This window comes from Microcoleus sp. PH2017_28_MFU_U_A, from assembly GCF_020738035.1.
Taxonomy (GTDB): Bacteria; Cyanobacteriota; Cyanobacteriia; order Cyanobacteriales; family Microcoleaceae; genus Microcoleus.
Genome location: NZ_JAEQCX010000046.1, coordinates 1 through 15,469 on the forward strand (window position 1 = coordinate 1; position 15,469 = coordinate 15,469).

The 15,469-nt window shown below is 42.0% G+C and carries 15 protein-coding genes; 2 read left to right on the plus strand and 13 right to left on the minus strand.

Translation table 11 applies throughout. The features are described 5' to 3' along the window. Positions 1–144 precede the first annotated feature (144 nt). From JGK14_RS11215 to cas10, 11 genes are read right to left on the minus strand one after another with little or no spacing between them, the layout of a single operon-like run. Positions 145–786 carry a hypothetical protein gene (locus tag JGK14_RS11215; protein WP_293206139.1) on the minus strand — a complete coding sequence of 214 codons (642 nt, stop codon included), beginning with the start codon at positions 784–786 and terminating at the stop codon, positions 145–147. A 2-nt stretch (positions 787–788) separates the two neighbouring features. Then, positions 789–1,868 (minus strand): RAMP superfamily CRISPR-associated protein, encoded by a 1,080-nt coding sequence (locus JGK14_RS11220; RefSeq protein ID WP_293206136.1) that lies wholly within the window; start codon positions 1,866–1,868, stop codon positions 789–791. Then, positions 1,865–2,341 (minus strand): hypothetical protein, encoded by a 477-nt coding sequence (locus tag JGK14_RS11225; RefSeq protein WP_293174764.1) that lies wholly within the window; start codon positions 2,339–2,341, stop codon positions 1,865–1,867. Before JGK14_RS11225 ends, JGK14_RS11220 begins: the two co-directional genes overlap by 4 nt. Continuing rightward, positions 2,338–3,297: an RAMP superfamily CRISPR-associated protein gene (locus JGK14_RS11230; RefSeq protein WP_325315064.1), complete on the minus strand. Its 960-nt coding sequence runs from the start codon at positions 3,295–3,297 to the stop codon at positions 2,338–2,340. Before JGK14_RS11230 ends, JGK14_RS11225 begins: the two co-directional genes overlap by 4 nt. A gap of 29 nt (positions 3,298–3,326) precedes the next feature. Continuing rightward, the gene (locus JGK14_RS11235) at positions 3,327–3,947 is read right to left on the minus strand and encodes a hypothetical protein (protein ID WP_293174769.1); all 621 of its coding nucleotides are present in this window, start codon (positions 3,945–3,947) and stop codon (positions 3,327–3,329) included. A gap of 7 nt (positions 3,948–3,954) precedes the next feature. Beyond that, positions 3,955–4,806, minus strand: a complete 852-nt coding sequence (gene csx7 / locus JGK14_RS11240) for a type III CRISPR-associated RAMP protein Csx7 (RefSeq protein ID WP_293174772.1) — start codon at positions 4,804–4,806, stop codon at positions 3,955–3,957. A 53-nt stretch (positions 4,807–4,859) separates the two neighbouring features. Continuing rightward, entirely contained in the window at positions 4,860–5,981 is a 1,122-nt protein-coding gene (locus tag JGK14_RS11245) for a putative CRISPR-associated protein (RefSeq protein ID WP_293174775.1), read from the minus strand. A gap of 42 nt (positions 5,982–6,023) precedes the next feature. Beyond that, on the minus strand, positions 6,024–6,452 hold the full coding sequence (locus JGK14_RS11250; protein ID WP_293174778.1) for a hypothetical protein: 429 nt from the start codon (positions 6,450–6,452) through the stop codon (positions 6,024–6,026). Then, a complete protein-coding gene (gene csx10 / locus JGK14_RS11255) occupies positions 6,449–7,717 on the minus strand; it encodes a type III-D CRISPR-associated RAMP protein Csx10 (RefSeq protein ID WP_293174781.1) in 1,269 nt (422 codons plus the stop codon). The genes JGK14_RS11250 and csx10 overlap by 4 nt, the downstream gene beginning before the upstream one ends. Further along, positions 7,704–8,429, minus strand: a complete 726-nt coding sequence (locus tag JGK14_RS11260; protein ID WP_293206131.1) for an RAMP superfamily CRISPR-associated protein — start codon at positions 8,427–8,429, stop codon at positions 7,704–7,706. The genes csx10 and JGK14_RS11260 overlap by 14 nt, the downstream gene beginning before the upstream one ends. Beyond that, positions 8,426–10,669, minus strand: coding sequence for a type III-B CRISPR-associated protein Cas10/Cmr2 (gene cas10 / locus JGK14_RS11265; RefSeq protein ID WP_293312497.1), 2,244 nt, complete (start codon positions 10,667–10,669; stop codon positions 8,426–8,428). The genes JGK14_RS11260 and cas10 overlap by 4 nt, the downstream gene beginning before the upstream one ends. 346 nt (positions 10,670–11,015) lie before the next feature. Between cas10 and JGK14_RS11270 the strand changes: the two genes are divergently transcribed. Both JGK14_RS11270 and JGK14_RS11275 read left to right on the plus strand, forming a co-directional pair. After that, the gene (locus JGK14_RS11270) at positions 11,016–11,342 is read left to right on the plus strand and encodes an MgPME-cyclase complex family protein (protein WP_293174790.1); all 327 of its coding nucleotides are present in this window, start codon (positions 11,016–11,018) and stop codon (positions 11,340–11,342) included. Then, positions 11,339–12,076 (plus strand): hypothetical protein, encoded by a 738-nt coding sequence (locus JGK14_RS11275; RefSeq protein ID WP_293232242.1) that lies wholly within the window; start codon positions 11,339–11,341, stop codon positions 12,074–12,076. Before JGK14_RS11270 ends, JGK14_RS11275 begins: the two co-directional genes overlap by 4 nt. A 173-nt stretch (positions 12,077–12,249) precedes the next feature. Here the strand turns inward: JGK14_RS11275 and JGK14_RS11280 are convergent, their stop codons facing one another. After that, complete coding sequence (locus JGK14_RS11280; protein WP_293206124.1) at positions 12,250–13,137, minus strand: Rpn family recombination-promoting nuclease/putative transposase; 888 nt, start codon at positions 13,135–13,137, stop codon at positions 12,250–12,252. Between the two features lie 78 nt (positions 13,138–13,215). Next, on the minus strand, positions 13,216–15,411 hold the full coding sequence (locus JGK14_RS11285; RefSeq protein ID WP_293324741.1) for a tetratricopeptide repeat protein: 2,196 nt from the start codon (positions 15,409–15,411) through the stop codon (positions 13,216–13,218). Positions 15,412–15,469: the final 58 nt, after the last annotated feature.

Below are 15,469 nucleotides of genomic sequence, written 5' to 3' on the forward strand. Positions count from 1 at the left end.
CCCAGATAAATCGTCTGCCCAATCTTCACAAATGGTTTGTGGAAATTTTCGCTAAACCCACATAGCTATTGGATCATTCTTTTTGTGGAGGCCTCTTACACTATATTACACTCAGAACACTCTCGGTATCGGCAAATATTGTTTCTAGCCAGCACACTTCACTTTCTTGGGACTCCCATCCTCCTTAATATCTAAAATTTCAACTTTCACCACTTGTCCTTCAGAAAGAGATTGTGCTTTTTTCGGTTCTTTTTCAGTTAGCCTGATAGTTCCCAAAATTTCATATGTCACCTTGTTCCCTTTGACAGCAGTAACTTTGGCTTCGACAATTTGACTAACTACAAACTGATGACTGCCGATCGCCTTAGCAATTTCAACTTGTCTCACTGACTCTAAAACAGGGGCCACAACTTCTCCGATCGGTCCGGCTTCTTTGTAGTAACGCATCAAACGATATGCCCAACCTAAAATTTGCAGCAAAGTGCTAGCATCCCCTTGAAATCCTTTGAGACAATCGCTACAAGCTTTGTCTATACTGCGATAATAATCTGTGGTTTTGCCACTATGTCCGATTTGTCTACCGTTACCGACAAGGGTTTTAAGATACTTAAAAAACCTGGAATTAGCATTAGTTTGATTTAGATTAACTGCATTGCGAAGATAGGCGATCGCCTTTCCGAACTCATTCACATCTGTCTGATCTTTGACTAGAGTTTGAGCGATCGCATGGGCAATTTCCCATTCTCTTTCAGTCAAAGATTCTGTCATTAATTCAGGTGTAGACATCTTTAATACATTCCTGTTGGAGGTTCGCGATCGGTCGGATATTTTAACACTTCAGCTAGTTGTTGCAGTTGAGTTGCTTGCACTAAGCTAGAATGAGCAGCTTGAATATTTTTCTGCATGAACTGTTGCAATTTTGTGCCCGTTATGCTCTCAGATTCTGGAGGATTGTAGGAGGAATAGCGATCGCGCAAATCTCCCTGATTCTGCAACACCTTTGCTGCTGTTACCTCCACAGTCATCGTTCCCATGCCGATCGGCTTTCCGCCACCTACCTTAAGTGCGATCGCATATTTTGGATCTTGGCCCAGCACAATCAAAAGCGTTCCCAACTCTGCTGGCGTTAAATTTTTGAATTGTATCTGTGTTTTAAAAGTATACTCTTTAGCAGCTTGCTGAACAGTAATGCCTTGATTTTGACCTTTGTCGATCGCTCTAATTGTGTGATAATAAAACTTGCGTCCAGCTACATTACCTCTTTGGTTAAAATATGCTCTTCTTTGGTCAGGACGGGGACGATATAAAGATGGCATAAATCCAGTAGCAAAACCTGTTTTTTCGCATTTAGCATCGCTGAATTCAATTAGCCCTTGCCAATCTAAAGCACCGAATACTTGACTTGCCGGACAGAGTTCTTGTTTATTTTTACAAGGCAGGCGATCGGACGGAATTTTATCTTTGTATCTTGATGTAATTACTGCTAAAGTGCTATTAGTAATGGCTTCGTATGCCGATCGGATGCAGCCTTTGAGAGAACTACCTTGAATTGATAGTTTTTGGTCAATATTTTGAACCATTGTTTTGATTAAAGGGACGCGGCTGCCTATGTCGCTACCCATGACAACTACGCCTGTAGAGACGTGCAAAGTAGTCTGAACTTTCAAAGTGATAAACAAAGTTCCGTGCAGGCGATCGACCAAATATTTGTGATGTCCGGCAGGAGCTTTTTTCGGCGGGTGTTCATTGGGAAAACTAATTAATTTATAAGGTTTATCTACTCCCATTTCGCCAGCATAGTTATTAGAAACTGGGCGGATTGGTGGCGGTGTAGAACCTCGGAGTTTAGGTACGGGATTATTAGTCATTTTTTACTCCTGACGGTGAGGGCGATAAAATGAACGGTGGCAGTTCTTTGGTCTTTAAAGTATCGCTGACCTATGGTAATATTCTTAGAGTCAATTTTTTCGTCATTTTCTCCTTTATAGATAAAAGTTTTAGGAAATTTGGGTTCGTCAAGGCTGTGAAAGTAAGCAGCGCGATCGCAGCATTCCCAATTTTCGCCGATCGCCTCAAATCCCTCTAAATCGGCTGGAACCCTACTCAGGATTAACGCTTCATATGTACTTCCCTGCTTTTTCCAGCGCAATTCGCGATCGCTATTAAACATCTGCCCTTCAAAGCCGAGAGACAACTCATCGGGCAATTTCCTGCAAATGCCACTGACTGCGTGGGGCGATCGCACAAAATAGTAACTTTCCTCAGTTGCTAACTCTTCTAGCAACTTTTTGGCTTCATCCGGTGATAAACGCGATCGAACATATACAAAACCTGTATTCATGCTACAGCACCTGTTAAAAGCTTACTCCAAGCAGAAACTGCACATTTAAATAAATTGGGTACACCAGTCTCACCATCACCTTGCCATTTTAGCTGCACTCCAAAACCTAAATCCATTGGTTCAGCAGCAATTGGAGTTTGTTCGCGATCGGGTTGAGAAAAGCCGTAATTTCCGGCTTCATCAGCCTCTAAAAACTCTCCTGCACCCAGCAAGAAAGCGTGTCCCCATCGACCGGATTTTACTATTTGTTTAATTTGGCGATTATCTTTATCTAATATACAACCGGGATACTGAACCACAGCCGAGTTATATTTAACTATGACTGTGCCCAAACCGCGAGATTTAGCAAAACCAATCCCAAACCAGCCATCATTTAAGTCTCGCAAAACTAAGCCAATTAAGCCTAATTGTGCTAACGAAAAGTTTTTGAGATGTATTTTGGTGCGAAATTCTCCAGCGGTGCAGACTTGATAGTTAAAGGGGCCGACTGCTACGGAACCGAAAACGCGATCGATCGCGACTCCATTTCGTTCTTGAATTTTAAGCTGTTTCTTATCAATTGGGTGAGCATCTTCTATTCTAAGTCTGCTAGCAATTGAAGTGTTGCCGAAAATGCGATTGGTAAATGAAGATAACTTGTAAATATCGCTGGATGATTTCTTCTGTAAGTAATCGTAATTGTCATTCAATGGATCGTTAGCCCAGAGAATGTCTGGATTATTAGGATTACTATCTGTTCCTATGGTTCTGACAATTCTCTCAGCATGAGCGCGAATAGCACCTTTTAAACTGCTTCCCGGTAGATAAATTGACTTGCCTCCTGCGTGGTAAGTCTCGACAAATTCCATATCCGGTTTAGTCGGATCGGCTCCTTCTTTACCGGATTTTATCAGAATCGGCCCGTCAGGAATGAGAGTTAAGTCAATGGTACAATGATTGACAAATCGTTTGTGCATAGTTTAGTAGGTCGAGAGATGATTTAGAATTAAGCAGCTACTAACTCATTTAGCTGAATTTCGCATTGCTGAAAAACATAGTTAACGGCAGCAAAGAGTAGATCGATTTCCTGAATTGTATAGGATTTTCTATTGCATATAAATTTATCCCCTTCAAGTTTGCCAAATTCCCAAAGTCTACCGTGGGAAACAATTCCAAAGATAGCGTTATTTGTTCGATCGCCAGTCTGCTGTGCAACAATCATTTCAAGAAGACATTGAACCCACCCTTCATGAAATCTATCTTGCTTAGCATCGACTAATACCAAATAAGGTTTATCAAAAACGACTTTTCCCAAATGAGAGCGTTTAGCCAAAATATATTCAGGAAACCTGTCAGGGTTTTCACAATCCGTGAGATATTTATGACTCCACAAAACAAACTTAGTACGATAATGTTTCCAAACTTCTTTGACAACTGGATAAATTAAGTTCTCACAAATTGTAAATTCTGAATCATCAGGTAATCCATCCTGAATGACAATTTCCAAATCTTTTAGAAAGCAGCTAGGAATATCAAACTCAGTTTCGCCTATAAAATTGACTTCTGTGTAGTAAATCTGAAAATTTTGAAGAACTTCGCCGAGTTCTTGATAATTGCTGAACGCCATATTTACCTCACTGTGTCTGAGTTATAGTTTCAGATGATTTGGTTTGTTTAGGAGTCAGTCGATCGATCAGCTTTTGTACCCACTCATCTTTATAATCGGCCGCATCTTCATAAGCCGTTTCATCTCCCATGACTAACTTTTGTAAGTATTCTAACAAAAATTCGGGATGGTCTTCGACATCAATCCAGCGCATTTTGTCAATTTCTAGTTTAACCACACCTAAGCCGCGCGATCGTCCGCCTCCGAGAGGTATTTGTTCTGTCTCAAATTGGTGCAAACCAATCATCAATAAACCCAATTCCCAATCGTGAGCATTTTCAACTACTGCTTTAAAATCAAACGGTGTTGCGGCGGGGACAACTTGGTAGTCGTAAAGTTTGCCATCTGCGGCGGTTTCTGTGTCTCTGTCAATGGCTACACCATCTCGTTCTTGATATTGTCCAAACCACGCATCGGGTTGTACGGTTAAGTCGCGAACTTGGAATTTACTAGCCATCCAAGGAGTGCCAAATAAACTACCAATATCGTCGGTTATACCGATGAGTTCTTGTGTTAAATTTAAGTCATTATTTTTGTACTTTTCTTTGAAAGCTTTGACTTGATTGTTTCTAGTTGAAGTTGTGTAGTTAGCCGGATCTTCTGCTAAATTTGGGTCAATACCTCGAAGGAAGCTCTCTAAGCGCGATCGCAGAGCACCTTTAAAGCTTGAACCGGGAATTAAAGGTCTACCCAAAGCATCTTTGATTACTGGTAAATCGGAGCCGATGGGCTCAGTGGAACGTCCGGCACTAATGCGTAATGCCGTTACTGTTGTAAGTGTTCCTGTGATTTCCAGTCGATTTTTGAATGTATCAAACATAAACTTACCTACGTAATTAAGTTAATTCAGACTTAACCAACTGAACACATCAATTATTTCACAAATTCCATACGCATGAAAGGAGCATACGATCGCCGTTCAGTTGTAGGATCGACTGTAACCTTACTTGCATATTTTGGACCCTCCTGATCTTCGCGGATTGCTCTCCACACCAGCATACGCCAATCTTCCACAGATACTAAATAGCGATCGGTTGTTCTACCAGGCTTGAGCCAGCGCAACCCATTCCCAACGTTAATATGTTCATATTGTTGAAAACCATCTTTGGAACTAGCAGCCTTCAACAAAAAAGCAAATGGATCACACTGTCTTAGTTGTGCCAGATTATCAAAACAATCTCTAATAGCTTTTTGAGAAAGAAAGGGGACTAAAACTGAAGGTTTACGCATTTCCTCAAGAAACAAGAAACCTACACCAGAAATAGTTACTCCTTCCTCGGAAAACTCAATTAGTGGCTTAAACGCTTCTCTTTCAGAATAAGGGACATTATTTTCCCATTCTGCTTGAGTAATTGCTGTCTCACGCTCAATCTTTTCTAGTAAATCTTTATAAGCTTCAAATTGCGATCGCTTAAATTCTACAGGAAGTGGAGGTAATTCTATAACTGTAGTTGACTGTTCAAAAATATAATCACACTTAACTCCTTTCAACATCCCCAGTAAAACTGTGTAAGGAACCAGTGCTTTATATCCTCCAGTCGGATTCAGAATAATATTACTTGCCTCATAGCTATTAACTTCTTTAATAATGCGCTGTACAAATTCAACTACTCCTGTTGTTCGGAAAAGATCGGGATCTATAACTTGAAGCCCCGGAACTGATTCTGCTTTGGCATATATACCCTCCCAATGATGTTTTAGATATTTCTCAACCGCAAGAGCGCAGCAATATCCGTCGTCCGTACTTGAAGCAAGCAAAATTATTCTATCTTGATTGGTAATCCCAATCCGAACAAGAGAATGAATTTCCGCGGATAAGTCGTTCTTCAAGCTTTCTCCTTCTGGACGGATATCACGGAAAGTAGAAAATATTGTTTCAGCAGCACATTCCATACTTTGTTGCTGTCTAACCCAATTAGTTAGCTCCCGCGGTTTAACTCCTGAAATTTTTCTGGCAGCGCTGATACCCACGGAGCATATAACTGTCTTAATCATTTCAAAATCTCCTATTAATTTATGGAAGACTGTTATAGATAGTTAGAGATTTTGTCCATCTTTCAAATACTTGAGATGTCGAGAGCCATAACCTAAATAACGGCGAATTAGTTCCAGCCAAATAGGTTTAAAGTCAGTTTGAGAACATTCTGCAATTATTCCAGCACTATTTTTAATGTTACCATCAATATCTTGAATCAGCCTTGTCGCTAAAGATTCTTCCCCCCTTCCCCATTTTCTATCTCTTCCTACTTGATATCGCACAAAGTTTTTAATAACTTCTGCACTATCAGTTGTGTCAGCAACGCGGACTAAGTTGCGGAACTGTGATTCCTCTAGTTCTTCTTTTCCCGACTTGCCATATTGACAAGTATCTAAAGCATCCTGAATCCAAATGACTAGATCGTCTTCTACTTGGCGAATAGATCTTTGTACTTCTAACTCTATTTTTTGCTCTGTGCTTATACTCATACTGGCTTGTCTCTAAATATAAGGTGAAAATCGTTGCAAATTTGAATTTGACCGAAGCCTTCAGAAGTTCGATCGCCCAATCCCCTCATTTCCAACTCTCCCAATCTCTGAATCCAAAGCTCTGGTTGAGTTGTACTGAACAAATAAACCGCTCCTTTCGTGGTAATCAGCTCTACATCTTTCATCAACCCCCAGCCCGCATTCCAACCAGACAGAAAATCATAACTGCTGTAAGCCGCCTCCAAACGCAAAGATTTATCTTGAGCTTCAACCCCTGCAAACTGGTGCAACATCTTTTCAGATATTACAGTTGTACGTCGCCAGTTTTCAGTCAGTATAGCATCAGATTGCAAGTCCAGGGTGAAGTAAGTTAGCTTTGTTGGTGACTCTTTAATAGGACTGCCAAAAACTACCCATTTGTCCCAACGCTCTTTTAGCCTTTGATTGAATTCATCGATGCGATCGCTCACATCTATCTTAGCATCAACAGGATTTTTTGTCTGAATTTCAACTTTCCCCAATCCTCTGGAAGTCGAACCGCCCAACCGAAAATTTTGATGGCGATCCTGAATGAAATTTCGCAGAGATTCTGCTAAATCGTCTTCCACTAAAATCGCACCTAGATAGTAAACAGGATTTTGTTTGGTTTCCTGAGATTCATTCAAAACTTCCAGGCTGTAAAGTATTTCTTCCTCCGATGTAGCCCTGCGACGATTAATCCCAACTCGCGTTAGTAGGCGTTTGTTGACCTTAAGACTGTGATACATATCGTCGAATTTACCATAAAAAGTAATTCCAGCAGAATCGACTCTCCCTCCATCTTTTGGGCAATTTGGATCGTAGGGATGTCCATAACCTTCAGCACAAAAGCGATCGATTAAAGTGTCAAAAACGCCATTTCTTTCTGGATCGTCCTCTTCCTCTTTGAAACCAGGCTTATTTTTAGAACTGAGTGCTGTTGCAGGTAAAACTCCATATTCTTCAAATGTATCTTTAGAGACTAGATCGCCATCAAATATCAGTGCTGGATAAGCATTTTGAAAAATTGCGGGATGTTCACTCAAGAATAAAGCTTGAAAATCGCCGCCATTTTTGGTCAAATCAGTCGATCGCCCATTTGATAGATCCAAAATCTGAGCAGCCACAGCACCCCGAATCACCGTACCGGGGATATAGTCTACAGCTTCGCTAATCGAACCTCCCGGTTTCTGGCGCGCGATCGCCAAAGGAGACAAAACCTTAATTTCCAGTTCAATTCGCTGCATTTTCCCCTCCCTTCGCTAGACAATCCCAATCTGCATCAGTAACTTCAAAATTCGGTAAAGTTTCCCAACTCAGCCATCCCAAACCTGCCGATTTACTTCCACCTAATGCGTGAATGTGCTTGAAACCAGCCAACATCAGAGGTTTCGCATAACTGGGACAATTTGGTAACAGATGAATTTGACCTTTAAACTTCAGTGAAACATTCGGCGGAGAAGTCTCTAAAAAGTAAAGTTTGTTTTCTTCAGCGGTGCGACGGCGGCGATTAATTGTGACTCCCGGACGTATAAATTCAGCTAAATTTTCCGGGTCTTCTGTGCAAATTAAGTCGTCAATAATTATGCGCGACGGCAAAACTGGATCGCCGAAAATTTGACTAATTAAACAGTGATAAGTATCATTATATCCTAATACTTCGTATTCGTTGCGCTTAAATTTATTCGGTGCATTCTCTCTGCGGACAACCATTTTACCGGCATTCGGAGATTCGCAAATTTCCCACCCCAAACCTCTCGCAATTTTCTCGCATTCGTGACGGAGGCGGCCTTTGATTTGAGAACCGGGAATTAACAAGTTGTCTTCTGAATTGCGGACGATCGGCTTATCTGCTAGGGAACCGGAGGAACCGCCGGCACCTACGCACAAAGCCGTATCAATTACTGCTGTAAGTGTATAAGTTTCAACTAAATTTGAAAGTTCATTGAGAACAATCATGAGTCTACCTCCATATTTGCTAATTCTTCGGAAATTGGTTCGGAATCTTCTTCAATGAAATCGTAAATATCCACAAGTTCTCGCCAGATGGTTTCATAAACTCCCTCTTTTAAATCGAACATCCAAGGAGCTAAATTTCCCTTATTTTCTTTGTCTTTTGGTTTGCACCAAGCATCCTCAAATTCTGCTCTTAATTCTGCCTTGCCTTGTTTCAGTCTGGTTCGGAAATAGCGGTAATTGAGGATTGTCGTTTGTTTTCCTCGTTCTAGAAAACTGCGAATTTGATAGAGTTGCGATTTGGGAAATTCAGCTTTTTGCAAAGCTTTGACAGATTGAATTAATCCACCTATTTCATGTAAGGTATAAGGTGCAGCATATAGCTTCAGTTTGGCTCCTCGATTCATCGTTAAACCTTCTTTACGAAAATCTTCAATACTCGATGCAATCATGGTGACAGATTTCATTACTAAAAAATCTATGGTTCCTCCCAAATATCCAGCATCTTTCAATGTTTTGCCAGATTTTTTAGCTGATTTGAGGAGCTGATTTGTCAGCTTCTGAGCGTAATAAATTGGGGTATCCTCTGCTGTAATTAAGACTCCTGCTGACATACTTAACTTGCAATGAGAAGGAGTTGCTTTTTCTGGTGAATAGCGGTGTGCTGCGTAACTAGGACGGCTATTATCTAGTCTATAACCACCTGTTTGTAGCAATATATTTTCAAATTCTTCGCCGATGGTTTTAGCGATCGCCAAAGCTCGATCGGCTGGCACAATCAACATCACATCATCGCCGCCGATCGCCAAAATCTCAAAAGGATGAATCCAGCGATCGTTGCGGTCTTCGTTATCTGGATCGGTTAAATTGTTCAGTAGATGAGGTCTGAGATGCTCTGCTAATGCTTTATAAACAGATTGTTCAGTTGCTTGGAAAATATCTTCACTGAATTTCTTGTACTCTTGTGGAGTTTGAATTTGCTGAATGTAGCCGCCCATATTATTGCCATCTGCATAAATATAGGCGACAAAACCTTGAGAAGCATTGCCAATTTCTCTGAGAGATCTGGCTTCTTCAGGCTGAGGATCGATGGTATAATAGTCGCTAGCTAGTTGACTATTTTCTGGCTTATTTAAGTAATCCTCAAATTCTGCTACCCAACTTTTAATTCTAATGCCAGTCGGCTGCCAATCAAGACCTAGATTTGTAAACCAAGTCGGTAAATTTTCCTGAAATACCTCTCGTTTAGCTATTTGACCTACAATCCGCTTGCGAACTAATGATTCAGATAGTGATGGATTGCCCGGAAGATCGCTAATTCTGGCGATAGCCGATCGTCGATCGCTCTCATCTCTCCTTAAATAAGGATGCGTTTCAAACATTGGCGGATAACGACGACTGGGGCGATTAGGAAAATCATTTCCACTCCGGCGCTGATTGAATAAAATCGCCAACCTAGTAGTTAATTCGTTAAAACTTTTCCGATTCTGAAAAAAATCAACTTCTTCAGAATCATTTTTGGGATAACCAAAACAAGCTTTGACCAATTCTCTTTTAACGCGATCGGATTCAGAATTTGCCTGACGGTATTTTTCTAACCAGAAAGTATCTTGAATATTATCTGGCAACAATCCTAAGCGAATTTCTAACAGCTTAAATTTCTCTCCAACAGCACAGGAATTCGCCGTCAAAGTCTCGTAAGTATAGCGTTTTTCAATGGCATTAGCTAGATCGTCCACAAATGCAGCCGGACAAAAAGCGAGGATATTGCCGCCTTTGTAATAAACAAGTAATTCTTTAACTAAAGCTGCTTCTAAAGTGGGAAAGTTTTCCTTTAGCCATTGGGAAACTGAAACAGATTTTTGGGGTTCGCCAAAGAAAGCAGGAATATCGACTAAATTAATTCTGTCTAGTAAAGCTGACGCGCCACGAATATCCGGTAGTTTTGCCGCTTCAAATACATATTGCTTGATTTTGGTTGCGCCGCCGTAAACTAAACCAATTTTAGATTCCCACAATACCGAATGTGTCTCTGTCAGCTCGGTTAGTTTTTCGAGAGTTTGAGGAAACTCAAGTTTCTCTAGTGCCCTGACTCGATCGACAATTTCCCTCACCTGGACCGGCACTTCCTCCCCAGAAGTCAACGCCCGTCGCATTTCCTGCAACACGCTTAGATCAAATTGAGGTTTCCGTCGATCGCCCCACGCGACACACCAAGCAATACCGATCGCAATACTGTCCATATGCAAACCACTCCTCATCCGGTATGACAGCCCAAGATTGCCTTAATAATTTGTAATTCTTCAACGTACAACTCTATCTAATTTACTATTGTCACCTAAATTTTCCACAAAAATCAACCCTCAGAAAAATAATCCCCAACTCCCCCAACTCCCCTCAAACCAATCATTTTTCAGACATAACTGGCGCTGCACCTACCCAAAATGACAACAAATAGGGTAAAGTAAACGGCACAATAGTCTAAGGTTCTCGAACTGCCACAACTCGGCACATTCACCCTTAATCGACAAAACTCACAGATACAGGCGACATTCACCACCAACTACCAACCCCTAACAACCGACAAAAATGCAAACCTACTACTACGTTTTAGCCAGCCAACGCTTTTTGCTAGAAGAAGAAGCCCTTGATGAAGTGTTTAAAGAAAGAACTCGCAACTACCATGAACAAGAAAAACAAATAGACTTCTGGTTGGTCAAACAACCCGCTTTCCTAGAAGCACCCGCAATGGCAGCCATTAAAGCAAAATGCCCTCAACCAGCAGCAGCTATTGTTTCCACAGATCCAGTGTTCATTACTTGGTTAAAACTGCGATTAGAATATGTACTGACAGGTGAATTTCAAGCACCGTCAGCAACTATTCCCGATGCCCTCGCATCCCTACAGACAGCATGAATAAACAAGCACAAAAATCCACAGCGAAGTTAGGAAAATTTAGGGAAGAATTGTACAATTTTATTGTGTCTATTCCCCTATTTTCTGCTACTTGGATCGCAATTTTGACATTGACAATTTTGGCGAGTTCTGCTAAAGCTCAGTCAAGCTGCGAACCACCGAAGTCCGACGAATATCTACTGTTAATTGTCACCCGAACACCGGAACAGCAAGAAAAAGCAAAACGCTCTTTTCCCGGAAATAATGACAATACAGTTTGTCGGTACATTAACGATACTGTGACGAGGGTTGGTGGGTTTCGTAACTCGCAAATTGCGATCGATTGGGTTAAATACATCAAAGATGTTGTCGGATTGCAGGCTTACGTAGTTCGATCGCCCGCAGCAGCACTTCCCCAAAACCTGCCTGTCTACAACCCCCAGCCAGCAGCAGGTTCAGAACCAATCGCCAATCCCCAGACTGGGAATAGTGGGTTCAATCCCCAAGCCCTCGGCCCCGGTTACGCCGTGTTAGTAGATTACTTCAATCAACCGGAATTAGCCGGCCAAGTCAAGCAAGCATTGGGTACGCAAGTAGGCTTAGCTTCCTACGGCCAACGTCCCTTTTTATTCGTTGCTTATACAACGGATCAAAACGCTGCTACTGCGGCGGTAAAAGCATTGAGCGATCGCGGTTTTTGGCCGATGTTGGTAGACAGCCGCCGTGTTACGGTAATTAGTCCTGCTGTTAGGTAAAACAGGACTTACGCCAGCACAATATATAGCTTGACAAAAGTGACGATCGCCCGTTAAATAGAAATGAGCGATCGTCGTATTTAAAATTTTGCAAGATGCCTTCGATACCTGCTTGAGTTGGATGTGGATCTCGATTCAAATGTTGCGATCGCACGGACAAGTTCGCAAAATTCTTATATTTCCGACTGCTGCGCCTCCAGCCAAGCCTGCAAATCCGCCCCAGTAGCAAAATCCAACAGCGCCTCACTCAAATCTTCGAGTATCGGCAAGGGAAGATTAGCAAGGCGCGATCGCATTTCCTCAGACATTTCCTGCTGTAACCGACGAGTCAATTGTCGGACAATCAGCGCACAGGCTTCTGCTTGTCGTCCTTGCTGTAATCCTTGCTGCAATCCTTGCTGCAATCCTTCCGCTTTAGCTTCTTGATAGAACCTCGTTTCCTGTAGTGTAATTCCCAACATCGATTCCACCTCCGCTCGACTTAACTGTGTAAATTTGTATGACATAATAGTCGTCAATAGTTCTATTATGTCACGGCTGGCTTCTGGGGCAACTTCTTGCTCCATTCGGCTCAGCAAATATCTTGCTTCTGCTGGTGCTTGAGCCTCTTCGACAGTCGTCAACACCATCAGCGCAATTCCCAAAGGCAAGGCCCGAATATCCCCCAACTCATCTAAGCACACCCGATGCACTTGATTGCTGTTGAGCAGAGCTCGATAAGGATAAACATCGCTTTGTTCAATGCTACGAGATGGATAAATCACCACAGCTTGCCAATCGCTATAACGACTGCGATTGCGGTAAAAATATAAAAATGATTCGCCAAACAACCTTTCGTAAAGTTGTTCATCTTTTTGAAACTGAACTTCACAAAAATAGACGATGCCTGCACCTTCAGATTCTGGTGGCAAAAATACGCCATCAATTTCAAATTTAGGTTCTTTGACTGCAACCGAGTCAAAGCGATAATTGGCAGCATTTGCTGGAGTTGTAGCCAGTAGATCGAACAGTAAAGTTGGCGCTTGCCCGAACATTTTGTAGAAGATTGAATCTCGTCGCATGAAATATTTGCAAAGAAAGAGAGATAAATTAATACTACATCATGGGGTTGGCAGATTCCTAATATGATATAAGTCCTGTTATTGTCGTTGAAGCTGTTGCGGATTGTTTCCTAACTGACTTTCGGCCCGTTTTTTTGCCTCCACAGCCGCTCCATAATCCGGCTTGTAGCGAATTGCTTTGTCGTAAGAGGCGATCGCATCTCCGAATCTTTTCACCGCTACAAGGGCGTTACCGCGGCTGTACCAGGCTTCCGAATAGTCCGGTTTGACATAGACAGCTTCGTTGTAAGAGGCGATCGCATCTTCGTACCGCTTTAAATTGTACTGAGCATTACCTCTATTGTACCAGCCTTGAGATTCTTTCGGATTTAAATCCAAGGCTTTACTGTAACACTCAATAGCTGATTCGTACTTGCGTAATTCGTGGTAAGACCAACCTAAATTATACCATGCTTGATGATAATCCGGTTTTAATTTAACAGCTTTTTCGTAAGCTTCTACCGCTTCTTCATGTCGGCGCATTTTCAGCAAAGCTATGCCTTTACTATACCAAGCTTGATAAAAATTAGGCTGAAACCGCACGGCTTTTTCATAAGCTTCAAAAGCTTCTTGGTTTTTGTTCAATTCTAGGAAAACATTGCCTAAATTGTACCAAGCATCAGAATTGTCGAATTTAATTTCAACTGCTTTTTGATAGGATTCTACAGCGCGATCGTACTGTTTTAAATTTTGGTGAGCTTGGCCGCGATTGTACCACGCAAGGTACAAATTTGGCTGAAAATGTACGGCTTTTTCGTAGGATGCGATCGCCTCTTCATACCGCTGCGAGTCTAACAAAGCATCGCCTCTACCTTCCCACGCTGCGGGATAGTCTGGTTGGATTTTCAAAGCGTTGTCAAAAGATGCGATCGCCTCCTTTGACTGTTCTAACTTATCCAAAGCATAACCGCGTCCCGTCCAAGCTTCCAAATATTCCGGCTTTAATTCTATTGCCTTATCGTAAGCTGACTGTGATTCCTTGTATTTTTTCAACTCATATAAAGTTTTAGCTTTTTCCTGCCAAACTTCCGCATAATCCGGGCGGAGAGTTATGGCTCGATCGTAAGCTGCTAGAGCTTCTTCAAATCGGCTTAAATTGTAAAGAGTAATCCCTCGATTGTGCAAGTCAGTTGCATTGGCAGAATTAAAAGTATTGACACCATAAATTGATGCTATAATAGTGATACCAATAAAACCGGCGATTGCCCCAATTTTAAAATATAGTTTTTGGCGCGGTTTAGGCAGCTTTTTTGCAGCAACAACCGGAGGTAATATCGGAACAGTACCGCTGAAAGAATTTTGCAACTCTTTAATAGCTTGCAGAGTTTCGCCAGCACTCGAATAACGCTGCCGAAAATCGTACTTTACCATCCGATCTAAAATCTTGGCAAATTCAGGACTAACCGATACTTTATCTTGCCAAATAATTTCCTCTGTATCAGGATTTTTTGGCATTTGGTGGGGATTGATGCCCGTGAGAAACTGAATTGCGATCGCACCTGCTGCATAAATATCGCTGCTGAGTTTCGGATTACCGTGAGCTTGTTCGCTGGGCATATAACCGGGAGTTCCGATGCTCACACTCAAGCTATTCTTGGGCTGAGAATTAGTAATTTGAGTAGTAATTTCCTTGACTGCGCCGAAGTCAATTAACACTAACTTACCATCTCGATCTCGGCGCAGGATATTGCGCGGATTGACATCGCGGTGAATCACATTTTGCTGGTGTACAAAATCTAAAATTTCTAGAAGTTCCTGCAAAATTCCAATCACTTCATCTTCTTTCATTCCGCCCGAATTTCCAGGAGAACCCCCCCCAGCCCCCCCTTGGTAAGGGGGGGAGCCAACTCCAGCCCCCCCTTGGTAAGGGGGGGAGGCAACTCCAGCCCCCCCTTGGTAAGGGGGGGTTTGGGGGGGTGTAATTTCTTGACTTAAATCGTGGCCTTCGATAAATTCTTGAACGAGATAAAACTCTTGATTTTCTTCAAAGTAAGCAAAAAGTTGCGGAATGCGATCGTGATTTCCCAACTTATACAAAACTTGTGCTTCCGTATCAAACAAACGTCTTGCTATCTGTAAAGTTTCGGGATCGGTTGCTTGAGGTTTAAGCTGCTTGACGACGCACAGGTGATTACCTGGTAGCTGCTTATCTTCAGCTAAATAAGTTTGAGCAAATCCGCCGCCTCCCAAGTGACGGATAATGCTGTAGCGAGTGCCGAGTGTGATTCCAAGCATGAAATTTACCTGATATTTCCGAGTTTTTCTCCCCTTTCGGAGTAAAACAGGGGTTTGG